General features: G+C 45.5%; 10 protein-coding genes. 6 read left to right on the top strand and 4 right to left on the bottom strand.

Translation table 11 applies throughout. From position 1 onward, the window contains the following. Window positions 1-101 precede the first annotated feature (101 nt). Window positions 102-1,115 (bottom strand): LLM class flavin-dependent oxidoreductase, encoded by a 1,014-nt coding sequence (locus NSU15_RS29375; protein WP_339288501.1) that lies wholly within the window; start codon window positions 1,113-1,115, stop codon window positions 102-104. Window positions 1,116-1,371: 256 nt separating this feature from the next. On the opposite strand from NSU15_RS29375, the gene NSU15_RS29370 reads away from it, so the two are divergent. The 5 genes from NSU15_RS29370 to pgmB all read left to right on the top strand — a co-directional run bounded on the left by NSU15_RS29370 (window position 1,372) and on the right by pgmB (window position 9,579). Further along, the gene (locus NSU15_RS29370) at window positions 1,372-2,376 is read left to right on the top strand and encodes a LacI family DNA-binding transcriptional regulator (protein WP_339288500.1); all 1,005 of its coding nucleotides are present in this window, start codon (window positions 1,372-1,374) and stop codon (window positions 2,374-2,376) included. 331 nt (window positions 2,377-2,707) lie between these two features. After that, on the top strand, window positions 2,708-4,132 hold the full coding sequence (locus NSU15_RS29365; RefSeq protein WP_339288499.1) for an ABC transporter substrate-binding protein: 1,425 nt from the start codon (window positions 2,708-2,710) through the stop codon (window positions 4,130-4,132). A 106-nt stretch (window positions 4,133-4,238) separates the two neighbouring features. Further along, a complete protein-coding gene (locus NSU15_RS29360; RefSeq protein WP_339288497.1) occupies window positions 4,239-5,363 on the top strand; it encodes a sugar ABC transporter permease in 1,125 nt (374 codons plus the stop codon). Further along, on the top strand, window positions 5,363-6,454 hold the full coding sequence (locus tag NSU15_RS29355; RefSeq protein WP_339288495.1) for a carbohydrate ABC transporter permease: 1,092 nt from the start codon (window positions 5,363-5,365) through the stop codon (window positions 6,452-6,454). Before NSU15_RS29360 ends, NSU15_RS29355 begins: the two co-directional genes overlap by 1 nt. A gap of 119 nt (window positions 6,455-6,573) precedes the next feature. Then, the gene (pgmB, locus tag NSU15_RS29350) at window positions 6,574-9,579 is read left to right on the top strand and encodes a beta-phosphoglucomutase (protein WP_339288494.1); all 3,006 of its coding nucleotides are present in this window, start codon (window positions 6,574-6,576) and stop codon (window positions 9,577-9,579) included. Window positions 9,580-9,649: 70 nt separating this feature from the next. On the opposite strand, the gene NSU15_RS29345 is transcribed toward pgmB, so the two are convergent. From NSU15_RS29345 to NSU15_RS29335, 3 genes are read right to left on the bottom strand one after another with little or no spacing between them, the layout of a single operon-like run. Then, complete coding sequence (locus NSU15_RS29345) at window positions 9,650-11,041, bottom strand: aldehyde dehydrogenase (protein WP_339288493.1); 1,392 nt, start codon at window positions 11,039-11,041, stop codon at window positions 9,650-9,652. Between the two features lie 33 nt (window positions 11,042-11,074). After that, window positions 11,075-12,049 (bottom strand): aldo/keto reductase, encoded by a 975-nt coding sequence (locus tag NSU15_RS29340; RefSeq protein ID WP_339288492.1) that lies wholly within the window; start codon window positions 12,047-12,049, stop codon window positions 11,075-11,077. Between the two features lie 27 nt (window positions 12,050-12,076). Beyond that, complete coding sequence (locus NSU15_RS29335; RefSeq protein WP_339288491.1) at window positions 12,077-12,949, bottom strand: LysR family transcriptional regulator; 873 nt, start codon at window positions 12,947-12,949, stop codon at window positions 12,077-12,079. A 96-nt stretch (window positions 12,950-13,045) separates the two neighbouring features. On the opposite strand from NSU15_RS29335, the gene NSU15_RS29330 reads away from it, so the two are divergent. Further along, a complete protein-coding gene (locus tag NSU15_RS29330) occupies window positions 13,046-13,933 on the top strand; it encodes a DMT family transporter (RefSeq protein ID WP_042131495.1) in 888 nt (295 codons plus the stop codon). Window positions 13,934-14,026: the final 93 nt, after the last annotated feature.

Raw genomic sequence — 14,026 nt, 5'->3', positions numbered from 1 at the left:
AACGGCTTTGGAAATAAAACAAAAAAAGGCAGGACGTTAATCTGAAACGGAAGAATTCCCGATAGTCAGATAAAATGTCCTGCCTTGTTAAGTTTGCAATCTTACAGTTCTTTCATAGCCTCAGCTACAATTTCATAAGAACGAAGACGAGCCTCATGATCATAAATTCCTGCAGAGATAATCAGTTCATCTGCTTGGGTCTCTTTCAGAATGGCTTGAAGTCTTTCTTTAATCGCCGCTTTATCGCCAGAGAAAGAATAACGCTGCTTATCGAGCATGATTGCCTTTTCTTGTATCGACCATAACCCATCCATACTTTCAACGGGAGGTTGTAGCTTTCCGGTACGCCCACGGATGATATTGAGGAACTGCTGCTGCTGCGAGGTAGCCAGCTTTCTTGCCTCATCTACGGTGTCGGCCGCTGTAACCCCTAGTCCGATCATAACATAAGGCTTGTCTAGTGCTTCTGATGGACGGAAATTACTGTGGTATATGTGCAGGGCCTGAAGTAAATACTCAGGTGCAAAATGGCTGGCAAAGGCAAAAGGCAAACCTAGCTTGGCTGCTAGCTCAGCACTAAAGCCACTGGAGCCTAAGAGCCAGATTGGAACATTTAGGCCTTCTCCAGGAACCGCACGCACGCCAGCTGGACGGGATCCTGCGCCTGCAGGGTCGAAGTAAGCTCTTAACTCACTTAGCTGATCAGGGAATTCACTGCCATCGCTTCCGAGGCCACGACGCAGCGCACGGGAAGCTGGTTGATCAGATCCGGGTGCTCTGCCCAGTCCAAGATCGATCCGTCCCGGATATAGAGATTCGAGTGTGCCGAATTGTTCGGCAATGACTAGTGGTGCATGGTTGGATAACATAATACCACCAGAGCCAACACGTATGCTTTGAGTGCCACCCGCGATATGTCCGATCAAGAGTGAGGTAGCAGAGCTGGCCACTCCGATCATATTATGATGCTCAGCAAACCAATACCGATGATAGCCCCACTTCTCAGCATGTCGGGCTAAATCTAGAGAGTTATGGAAAGAGTCTGCTGCTGTCCCTCCTTCCACAATAGAAGCTAAGTCCAGCACGGAGAATCGAATGTCCCGAGGTTGTTTCAATGTTATCCCTCCTATAATAAATGCTCTATGCTCCTAGAGCAGTATTTGCAGCTATGAATATCGCTACTCGGCTAGTATATCATGAAATAAAACTATATACACACTTTAAGTAAGTTGTATGTTCACAGAATGAGGAAAGAGAAGGACAAGATTAATTAATAAAAATAATGTAAGCGCTTCAAAAATTCTGTTGTTATTTCCAAACGGGCTTGCTATAATCACTTCGAAAAGTCCCCTAAAAAAGGAAGTTATCATAATGAAGCCAACCATAAGAGATGTTGCCAGAATGGCCGAGGTGTCAATTAGCACGGTATCACGTGTTATGAATGCACCGAATTCGGTAGTGGAGAGCAAACGGAATCGAGTGATGGAGGCTGTAGAACGATTACGGTATCAACCTAATTCATTTGCACGTGGTCTGATTTACAAGAAGTCTTTTACACTGGGGCTGCTTATTCCCGATATTGAGAACCTATACTTCGCTGGGGTGATTCGGGGAATGCAGGATGCATGCATCAAGCTTGGGTACAGTCTAATGATCTGCAATACAGACCGCGATAAAGAACGGCTACTGTCCTATATTGATAACTTCCATGAGAAACAGGTAGATGGAATCGTATTTGCCAGTGATGTCCTTTATCCTGAATATCATGACAAATTGGTCGGTTGTAGAATTCCGTTTGTGCTAGTGTCCTCGCATTCTGATGAGTTCGACATTCCAAATGTGGAGGTGGATGATGAAGCAGCTGCTTATGATGCGGTGAAGTTCCTGATTGATTTAGGTCATAAAGATATTGGTATGATTGGCTTTAACCATGATAATTCTGTATCAGGCCCACCACGCTATGAAGGGTTTGTAAGGGCGCTAACAGAGTCAGGGCTACAGCAAAATATCGTGAAGAGCAAATATGCCAGCCACCGGTTTGAACATGCTTACCAAGCTGCGCATGAATTATTTACGGATTACCCCGAGATAACTGCTGTGTTCTGTGTTGCTGATGAATTCGCGATGGGGACGATTTCTTATCTGAAGGATCGTAACATTCTTGTTCCAGGTCAGGTATCTGTGATTGGGTTTGATAATTTAAGAATGTCAGGGATGTTCATTCCGAAGTTAACTACAATTGCCCAACCGATTTACGAGTTAGGGTATCGTGCTGCCGGGAAGCTGCATGAATTACTTACAACAGGAGAAGTGCAGGTATTGAATGAGAAGATGGAGCATAAGCTGATTGTGCGAGAATCTACACGGGAGAAATAAGGGTAGTTCACTTTTGTACCACCCTCTGAAAAGCTTTTCAGAATTTCGGACTAATTTTAATTAATAATTGAATATCTGCTTGGACAATAAAAATAATTTTTACCAAAACATTTCAGATATGGATTGGAAACGCTTACTTTATATGATACTATAACAAATGTAAGCGCTACAATTAATTGGAACTTGTGATTCGATTCTTATTTAGTATAGATCCTTAGATTCTGAAAAGCTTTGCAAGGAGGTGATCTGCTACAAGCTGCTTTTACATGCCAGGGTACCGGATGATTGAGTCAGAAGCAATCTCTAAATCCATTAAAGGGGATGTACAAAGATGAAGAAGACCTCAGGACGTAAGAAGTCATTGGCTTTAGTACTGTGTTTATCCTTCACTATGATGCTGAGCGCATGCGGCGGGGGCAATAACAACAATGCAGCGCCTACAGATCCGCCTGCGGCGACTACCAGCCCAACAGCAGATAACACCGAGAAAGCAACGGCTGCTCCAAGCACCGAGCCTACGGGGTCTCCACTAGAGCTAGCCATGAAAGGCGACTATAAAGGAACTAAAGTAACGATGTTCGGCCCCTTCGTGGATGCTGACCAAGTGAAATTTGAGAATAGTATCAAAGAGTTTGAAGAGAAGACCGGAATTGATATTCAATACGAGGGCTCCAAAGAGTTCGAAGCTACGATAAACATTCGAGTAGACGGTGGAAATGCGCCGGATATCGCGGACTTTCCACAGCCGGGTCTGTTAGCCTCGATTGCTAAGACTGGTAAGGTTATCGATTTGACCAACGTGCTGGATCAAGCTAAATTGACGGCTAATTACAACAAGAGCTGGCTCGATATGTCTAACATGGACGGGAAAGACGGCAAGATCATGGCGGGGATTTGGAACCGCAGTAACGTAAAGAGCTTAGTCTGGTATCCGAAGAAACAATTTGATGAAGCGGGCTACAAGGTTCCTGAGACTTGGGATGAGATGATAGCTCTGACGGAACAAATTGCTAAAGACGGCGATCCTGCTTGGGCAATTGGAATCGAGAGTGGTGCTGCAACAGGCTGGCCAGCAACAGACTGGGTAGAAAATATAATGCTGCGCACAACTACACCTGAGAATTACGATAAATGGGTAAAAGGTGAGCTGCCATTCACTTCTCCAGAAGTGAAGAATGCAGTAGAAGTAATGTCTAAAATCTGGCTCAACAAGGATTATGTCTATGGTGGTGCTAAATCCATTGTGACGACATCGTTCGGGGATGCACCGGCACCAATGTTCAATAATCCGCCTAAAGCTTGGTTTAATATGCTCGGTAACTTTATTACAAGCTTTTTCCCTGAAACGGCAAAGGTTGATGTAGATTACGATTGGTTCTACTTGCCGCCTATTGATCCTCAATATGGCAAACCGGTGCTAGTTGCTGGCGATATTTACGCTATGTTCAACGATCGTCCTGAAGTACGTGCGGTTATGGAATTCTTCACTACAGGTGAGTCCATTAAGAGCTGGGTACAGTCGGGCGGCGTAATTGCGCCAATGAACGATGCTTCCCTCGATTGGTATACCTCAGAATCCGACCGCCGGATGGCGAAGCTGGTTCAGGATGCTTCCACACTGCGCTTTGATGGCTCTGACTTGATGCCGGGTAAAGTAGGTGCAGGTACCTTCTGGAAAGGCATGACCGACTATGTAAGTGGTACAGCGACGCTGGATCAAGCGTTGGAACAAATCCAGTCTGGCTGGAACAACTAACCTAATATTGAAAGCACACAGTTAAAAGAGGGGCAGCGGGAATTGAGAGTACTCTGCCCCTCTTTTTGTTTTCCAAAGCGCGAGTATAGGAGGAGCTGGAGCTAATATGGGTGCACAAACACAAACACAACCACAGCCACAGAGGGAGCCGCAATCACAAGCTAAGCAAGCTGTCAGGCTTAGGGCGGTATTACTGTCTCTTCTAGTATTGATTGCTAACGTTGTTGTGAATGGCTTGATCTTTTTATTCTTTCGGGATTCGACGTTAAACCCACTACTAACAGCAGTTCTAGCCGTTCTTTGGGGAGTTCTGGGCGTCTATCTGATCTACTACACACTTACCTGGGCAGTTGAACAATATCCTGATCATATACGCCGAAAGGTGTTGCCCTATATTTTTATAGGTCCGGCAGTGATTTTATTGGGGTGGCTATTGGTGCTGCCTGCACTGCGAACACTCTATTTGAGCTTTTTTAATGCTTCTTCAGAGAAATTTGTAGGCCTGAGCAACTATGCTGCGATCTTTAGCGACCATCTGATGGCGACGGCACTGCGTAACAATTTACTTTGGGTGTTCATAGGTACACTGGCATGTGTAGCTTTTGGACTCCTAATTGCAATTCTTGCAGATCGAAGCAGCTACGAGAAAATGGCCAAATCGATCATTTTTATGCCGATGGCTATTTCTTTTGTCGCAGCAGGGGTCATCTGGAAGTTTGTATATTACTATCAACCCGGTGATGAACAAATTGGACTATTGAACGCCATCGTTACTTATTTTGGGGGAGAACCACAGGCATGGACGAGTATGCTTCAGCCGTGGAATAACTTTTTCCTCATTATTATTCTGATCTGGATGCAGACTGGGTTTGCGATGGTAATATTCTCTGCAGCTATCAAGGGAGTTCCTGACGACATTCTGGAAGCTGCACGGGTGGATGGTGCTAATGAGGTGAAGATCTTCTTTGGAATCATGATCCCTTATATTTCAGCAACTATTCTGACTGTGACAACGACCATTATCGTCTTTACGTTGAAAATATTTGACGTCGTCATGGTGATGACAGGAGGTCAATACGATACAGAGGTAGTGGCTACGCAGTTTTACCGGCAATTCTTTATGTACCGAAACTTCGGTTACGGCTCCACGCTGGCTATTGTTCTGCTGATCGCGGTGTTGCCAGTGATCATAATCAATCTACGTCAGTTCCGTAAGCAAGGGGGATTCTAATGGCCGGGAAAAAGAAGAGAAAAGGCAGCAAGACGATTGTAAATATCGTGCTGGGTGTGATTTGCTTCATTTGGCTACTTCCGACGCTGGGGCTGTTTATTTCCTCCTTTCGTCCGGCTGCCGATATTTTGCAGACTGGATGGTGGAAAGCTTTTCCCCATCAGGAGTGGAAGGCTGGAGAGACCCTTCAGTTATCGAAGGATGTGGATCTGTGGGAGCCGATTGAGGTAAACGGCAAAACCTATACCGATGATCAACTGAAGGCAGGCGTGAAGGCCGATGGCAGTCGTTTGATGTGGGAGAACCGTAGAGCACGTACCATAAATCAACAGGAACAAGGCTGGAAAATGACACCGGATCTTACATTGGATAACTATAATAATGTGCTCTCGGGTAAGGAATATAAGCTCAAGCAAGCTGATGGCAGTGAAACGGTGCAAAAAGGTACCGGATTGTCGCAAGCCTTCTGGAATACACTGACGATTGCTGTTCCGGCGACGGTTATTCCGGTGTTGATTGCTTCTTTTGCTGCTTATGCATTTGCTTGGCTGCGTTTTCCTGGACGGCGAACACTCTTTGTCATCATTATCGCTATGCTCGTTATTCCAATCCAAGTGGCACTTATTCCAGTGCTTAAAGATTATACCGCGCTTGGACTGAACGGAAGCTATTTGGGCATTTGGCTGGCGCATACAGCTTTTGGGCTACCGCTAGTTACGTACTTTATGTATAACTTTATCAGTCAGCTACCTAAGGACTTGTTTGAGTCGGCTTTTATGGATGGGGCGAGCCATTTCACTATTTTCAGTAGATTGATACTACCGTTATCTGTGCCTGCACTGGCTTCTATCGGAATCTTTCAATTCTTATGGGTGTGGAATGATTATTTAGTCTCGCTGATTTTTATCGGCAATCAACCTTCTGTTCAGGTCATGTCGATGAAAATTGCCGACTTAGTAGGCTCACGGGGCAACGACTGGCATTTACTCACCTCGGCTGCATTTATCTCCATGCTGATGCCGCTCGCTATTTTTTTCCTGCTGCAAAAGTATTTCGTCAGAGGACTTATGGGTGGATCGATAAAAGGCTGATTTGAACATTGTGGAAACGTAAGCAAACACCTTCGCGGGAATTACAAGGCTAAAGTATAGCGTCAAATTTATACTTTCTTATAACTGAACAAAACTGTGTCAGGGGGGGACTTAGAGAGATGAAGATGAAACCATACGTACATCCAGCTGCAGTATATCCTTACCGGGAGTGGAGCCTAGATGAAGAAAATTATAATGAAGAGAACAATCAAAGAAGCGAAAGTGTATTTGCTCTTGGTAATGGATATATTGGCATGCGCGGTAATTTCGAGGAAGGCTACCATGGCCACTCGGGCTCATCTGTAACAGGGAACTATTTGAATGGATTTTTTGATTCCGAGCCTATTGTATACCCAGAGGGAGCTTATGGTTATCCTTCCCGCAATCAAGCTATGCTTAACGTGCCGGACGCCAAGATTATTGAGCTGAGCATTGAGGGGCATGCCTTTCAGTTAAACAGTGGAAAAGTGCATCGGTATGAACGGCAGCTGGATATGCGAAATGGAATCCTACATCGACAGTTAGAATGGGAATCTCCTGCCGGACACAGGGTAGAGCTGAACATTCGGCGGATGGTGGCTTTGCAGCATAAACATTTAGCCGCCATCGATTACGAGGTCACGGCCTTGAATTTTGAAGGGCCCCTAATGCTCACTTCATCGATCGATGGTGAGATTCAAAGGCCGGGGGTTACGGATGACCCCCGGCTGGGCTCGGGGAGTAAAGAACCTAGTTTGCTGCTGGTGGATACCGGTCATGAGCTCGAACAGAACTTTTTGTGGATGAAGCATAGGACTCGGCATACCCGGTTTGCGCTACTAACAGGGGTGAGCCATAGTCTGAATTGTAGCTCTGGATATGAAAGGGCCGTGCAGCTAGAAGGTCAGCGATTATCCATGCAATGGATTGTTCCGGTGGTGATGGGGGAAAGGATCTCCTTGACCAAGTACATTTCATATCATACCTCTAAGGATTACATAGAAGATGAGCTGTTAAGCAAGTGCTTGGGAGTGCTGAGCTTGGCGGAGAATGGTGGGTTTAAAGCTCTGGTTCAAGAACAACGGGCTTTTTTGGATCATTTCTGGGCACATACTGATGTGGAGATTCAGGGGGATCTTGCGCTTCAACAGGGTATCCGCTTTAATGCGTTTCAATTGCTGCAATCCGTAGGACGTGACGGGGTTACGAACATCGGGGCCAAGGGCCTGACGGGAGAAGGATACGAAGGTCACTATTTCTGGGATACCGAGATGTACATGATCCCCTTCTTTACATTCACACAGCCGGAGATTAGCCGGAAGCTACTCGAATTTCGTTATGCCACGTTAGATAAGGCGCGGGAGCGAGCAGCGGTGATGTCTCAGAGGGGAGCATTATATCCTTGGCGTACCATAGATGGCGCTGAGAACTCTTCTTATTTTCCGGCAGGAACAGCACAAATGCATATTAACGCGGATATTGCCTATGCCATTAAACAGTATGTGCGGGCTACTGGAGATGATGAGTTTTTAGTTCTGAAGGGAGCCGAGATGATATTCGAGACCTCCCGTTTTTGGGTAGATCTGGGTCATTTTAATCCGGCCAGGGAGGGTGCGTTCTGTATTGATGCGGTAACGGGTCCCGATGAGTATACAGCTATCGTTAACAATAATGCGTACACTAATCTAATGGTACGAGATCAACTCTATTATGCATATGAGACAGCCAAACTGCTAGGCAAGCAGTATCCGGAGTATTTTGAACGTCTGAAGCGAAAGATTGGTCTGACTGAGAAAGAGCCAGGTGATTGGATACTTGCAGCGGAGAAGATGTATATCCCTTTTGATGAGGGGCTGGGCATCTATGCTCAGGATGATACTTTTTTGACTAAGAAGAAGTGGGATTTCGAACATACGCCAGAGGATAAATATCCGCTACTGCTCCATTACCATCCGCTGGTAATTTACCGTCATCAGGTGCTCAAACAGGCAGATTTGGTGATGGCCATGTTCCTGCTGGGTGATCAGTTTAGCTTGGCGGACAAGATCCGCAATTACAATTACTATGAACCGCTGACGACACATGATTCTTCTTTGTCTCCGTGCATTCACAGTATTATTTCTGCTGAGATTGGTGATTTAGCGGGGGCTTATTCCTATTTTGATCGTACGGTACGGATGGACTTGGATGATATTAACCGCAATGTGAAGGACGGGCTACACACTGCTGCTATGGCGGGTTCTTGGCTGTCGATTGTAAATGGTTTTGGTGGGATGCGCTTATGTGGCGGTATGCTATCCTTTAATCCTGTCTTGCCGGCACAATGGGACAGCTATCGGTTTAAAGTAACAAGCGGCGGACAGCTATTGGATATTTATGTGGATGATAAGGTAGTCGTCTATACCCTATTAGTAGGTGATATGATTGAGATTCTGCATAAGGGAAATCTGGTGCAGCTGACTGCAAAGAAGCCGTTGTCCCTTTCAATTACAAAGCAGCTTGAGGCTGTTATTTTCGAACTGGACGGGGTTATTACCGATTCTGGAGAGCATCATTATCTGGCCTGGAAAGCCTTAGCCGATGAGCTGGCGATTTCTTTTGATAGAGAGAAGCATGTACGTCTGAAGGGCCATAGCCGAATGGAATGTTTAGAAATCCTACTGGAGGGAAGCGGCCTGAATTTACCCCAACCGGTAAAGGGAATGCTCTGCAACAAAAAGAACGAAAAGTATAAACAGCTAATTCAACAAATGACACCGGATGATTTGCTCCCGGGTATCCATAGTCTGCTGACCAGTTTGAAAGAAAAGCGAATCCCCGTTGGTCTGGCTTCAACCAATGAGAATGCGATGTTGATTCTTGAACACTTGAAGATTGGGCGTTTGTTTCAGGCTATTGCTGATCCCAAAAACATTCGTAGGGGCAAACCAGATCCGGAAATTTATTTGCAGGTTACTGAGATGCTGGGCATCTCACCTGACTGCTGCGTAGGTGTCGAGGATACAGAGGAGGGGATAGCTGCCGTTAAAGCCGCTGGTCTGAGGTCTGTTGGAGTTGGAGATATGTCTATGAGAGATAGTGCTGAACTATGGGTTCCTTCTACCTCGGAGTTACAGGTAGAGAATTTGGTACAGTTGTTTCAGTAGTGAAAAGTCTTGCTCCTGAAAAGTCTGATAAACAGCAAGCCTCCCGATCATGGGAGGCTTGCTGTTTTGTCTATTTCAATACTTTCCGCACCAGCTTGACCTTATTCCCATAGGGTGGGTATACAATCCCGAGGTCGATTCGTGTACCTCTCTTGACGATGCTTTTGCGATGGGAAAAGACTTCAAAGCTGTGTTTACCGTGATAACTGCCAATTCCAGAATTGCCGACTCCACCAAATGGCAGGTTAGTGTTCGCCACATGAGAGATCGTATCATTGATGCAGCCACCACCAAATGAGACTCGGGAAAGTACCTCTTGTTCAACATGTTTATCCTCTGTGAACAGATAAAGCGCAAGCGGTTTTGGATGCTCGTTAATACTCCGGATCGCATCATCCAATTGATGATATTCCAATATGGGTAGGATCGGACCGAAGATCTCATCCTCCATAGAAGCATCAGTCCAAACCGCAGGATAGATTAGTGTAGGTTCAATATAACGTTCTTCTGAAATGACGGTTCCGCCCATTACCACCTTTTCCCGATCCCGCTCAATGAGGTCGGAAAGTCTTTGCAGCTGGCGCTCATTCACGATCCGGCCATAGTCAGTATTCGGCTGTGCATTTTGACCGTAGAATTCAGTGATTTGATGTTTGATTTTGGTGATCAATTCATTAGCAATGTCCTTTTGTACAAGCAAATAATCGGGCGCAATACAGGTTTGACCGGCATTTAATAATTTGCCCCATACGATTCGCTTCGCTGCAATATCCAGATTGGCTGATTTGTCGACAATGACCGGACTTTTCCCGCCGAGCTCCAAAGTTACAGGTACTAGATTTTTCGCAGCGGCTTCCATAACGATTTTGCCGACCGGAACACTACCCGTAAAGAAAATATAATCAAACCTGGCATGGATCAGTAAATTCGTTGTCTCTTTCTCCCCCTGAACTACGCGGATATACTGCGATTCGAAGGTTTCCTGAATAAGCTGCTCTATCACTGCCGTGATAGCAGGTGTGCTCTCCGATGGCTTGAGGACAGCGCAGTTGCCGGCGGCAATGGCACCGATCAGCGGCTCAATCAGCAACTGAAACGGATAATTAAATGGGCCAATAATGAGTGCAGTACCGTAAGGTTCACTTAAGATATAACTCTTTGCAGGAAATAAATGGAGTGGTGATCTAACCTTTACGGGTTTCGACCAACGTTTGAGATGCTTCATCATGTAACCGAGGCTGTCCAAGGTGAAGCCGATTTCTGTGGCATAAGCCTCGAACTCACTTTTTCCTAAATCTTGATGTAAAGCAGCCATAATCCGACTCTCATATCGTTTAATACTGTCTTTAAGTTTCTGCAGCTGACTCAGTCGAAAAGCAACCTCTTTCGTTACGCCACGATTAAAAAAGTCCTTATGCTCTTCAAGCATCACTTGGATGCTAGCCGTTGTCTGTGGAGTCATAATACTCCCCTCCTTCTTTGTAATAGGCCCGATTTATGGGAGCCGGTAAAAGGCAAAGGGCTCGCCAAAACGAAAGGAAGCACTTGCCTCATCTAGCTTGCAAACCGTTTCTTCATTAAGTTGAATGGACGTGCTTTGCAAATTCTGTTCCAGCTGCTCCACGCGTGTAGCCCCAACAATAACTGTCGAGACGGCAGGACGATTCATGAGCCAAGCTAAGGAAAGCGCAGTAGAAGAGGTTCCCAGTTCTTCAGCAATTTGCACTACTTTCTGCCCCAGTTCGATTCGGTCATGATCAAGGAATCTTTTGAAATTAGGATCGGTATCTGCTCTGGACCCTGAAGGTGCGGAACCGCTTGAATTATATTTGCCTGTGAGAATTCCGCCCGCCAGTGGAAAATAAGGAATGATTCCTACACCTTGATCAAGACAAAGGGAGAGAAGCTCATTCTCCGGCGTCCGATCCGCTAAGGAATAGCTGCACTGAATCGAAATATACTTGGCGAAGCTCCGAGCCTCACTGATTCCAATCGCCTTCATCAATTGCCATGCTGTATAGTTGGAAGCCCCGATATAGCGCACTTTTCCCGAAGACACCATATCGTCCAAGGTCCGTAACGTCTCTTCAAGTGGCGTATAGGGATCAAAGGTGTGAATCTGGTATAGATCGACATAGTCCGTTTGTAGACGGCGAAGACTATCTTCTAATTCCTGCATCAAATGGCGCCTTGAGGAGCCGCTTCCGTTAGGTCCGTCATGCTTAACTAAGCCTGCTTTAGTGGCGAGAACAGCCTCATGTCTTCTACCTTCCAAGGCCAGGCCGATGATTCGCTCGGATTCTGTTCCAGCGTAAATATTAGCGGTATCAATAAAGTTAATTCCGTGATTCAGCGCAGCATGTACAATCTGAATGGAGGTCTCTTGATCTGCCCTTTTGCCAAAAGCGTTCGTCCCCAGTCCCAATGTGGATACTTGTAAGCCGCTATTCCCAAGTCTTTTAAAGTTCATACTCAGCACTCCTCATAATAAAATGATCTACTCTTGAGCAAAAAGATCCAGAGCTGTCTCCATGAACATCTTCACAGCTATGGAAGTATCGGTAAGCGAACTAACCGCGATATGTATATCTCTGAAGGCGTCGGGCTGTAGTTCGCGGGTAACTACATTTGGAGGTAAAGATAACAAGGACAACTCAGACATGACACCAACAGCCAGCCCCTCTTGAACCATATTAAGAGCTGTTGCATAGTTATTTACCACGTATTTTACATTCAAATGGCTGCTACTTCTGCGGAATAAATCCACCACCGGCGGTTCATAGCCTGCTTTGCAGATCAGCATGGGCTCTCCCGCTAATTCTCTCACACCTATGACAGATTGTTTATGCAAGGGATGGTCATCTCTGATTACGGCGTACAACTTTTCTCTATATAATGGGATAGTTTCGAACGATTCGCAGGGAGCAAGCAACAAGCCAACATCAATTTCTTTGGATTCCAGCCATTCTCTGACTTCGGCGATAGAGCCTTCTTGCAGGCTGATCGTGATATTCGGATATCGTGCAGTGATAGAGCTAATAATCTTCGGTAAAAAATAGGCAGAAGCCACGGGAAAAGCGCCAATCCGAATGCTTCCTTTCTCAAGTCCCCGCTCCGCGTAAATCTCCTGATTGACCTTATCAAAGCCCATTAGAATTTCACGAAAAATAACAAGGATACGCTTGCCAATGTCAGTAAGCATAAGACCGTTACGCCGATCCCGAAGTAATAGCTTAACATCCAGTTCGGCTTCTAGAGACGAGATCGCTCGACTGACAGCAGGCTGGGTCATATTCAGTTCTACACCAGCTTTGGTAAAACTACCGCTCTCGGCGATTTTGACGAACAAGCGAATTTGAGTATTGTTCATAACAAATATGATATGCCCCTTATGAGTATTATTCATTTCATTTATATTCTTAATTATTGTATCATTTGTGATGAATCTACACCAAGGAGTGAATACATGAATCAGCAGAAGAAAAGCATCATCCTTCTTATATTTTTGGTGATTGTATGGGGCATTAATTGGCCTATATCTAAAATCGCCTTAGACTACGCTCCGCCCTTATTATTTGCAGGTATCCGAACCGTCATCGGCGGATTTATTCTGATTCTAATTGCACTTCCTAAGGTGAAGGAGCTCCGCTTCAAGCAGCTCTGGCCGATCTATCTGACCTCGGCTATATTAAGTATTGTGTTCTATTATGGCTTTCAGACGATTGGCTTGCAGTATGTACCCGCAGGATTGTTCTCATCTATTGTGTTTCTGCAGCCGGTATTGCTCGGCATTTTTTCTTGGCTGTGGTTAGGAGAGAACATGTATGGGCTTAAAATGGCGGGTCTATTGCTAGGGTTCCTCGGCGTAGCCTCCCTCAGTATTGGAGGACTTAATGGAAGCATCTCTATCTGGGGAATTATACTTGCTTTAGCCAGTGCATTGAGCTGGGCGTTAGGAACAGTATATATGAAACGAAATGCTGTGCGCGTGGATATGCTATGGATGACCGCTATGCAAATTTCGATCGGCGGTATCATTTTGCTGCTTTCGGGATCTACTACAGAGAAGTGGTCGGATATCACTTGGAGCGGAACGTTTATCATGGATACATTGTTTATCGCAATTTTTGTGATCGCGCTAGGATGGCTGATTTACTTCAAGCTGATTAACGAGGGAGAGGCAGGGAAGGTTGGATCATTCACCTTTTTAATCCCACTGATCTCAATAGGGACAAGCGTAGTCTTTTTAAATGAGCAGATTACCTTGAATCTTGTGATTGGCCTGTTGCTTATTGTTAGCAGCATCGTTCTGGTGAATGTGAGGATCGGGCGTGCCGCGAAGCAGTCGGTTTAGTTCAAATATAAAGTATAAGTAGTAATCAGGGTTCTAAGAGGGCATATTGATGAATAGGGAAGCATAAACGGCTTCGGCGTCCTTATAAGGACG

It is taken from the genome of Paenibacillus sp. FSL E2-0201, from assembly GCF_037963325.1.
Lineage (GTDB): Bacteria > Bacillota > Bacilli > Paenibacillales > Paenibacillaceae > Paenibacillus_AQ.
This window is presented reverse-complemented; position numbering and strand designations above follow the sequence as displayed.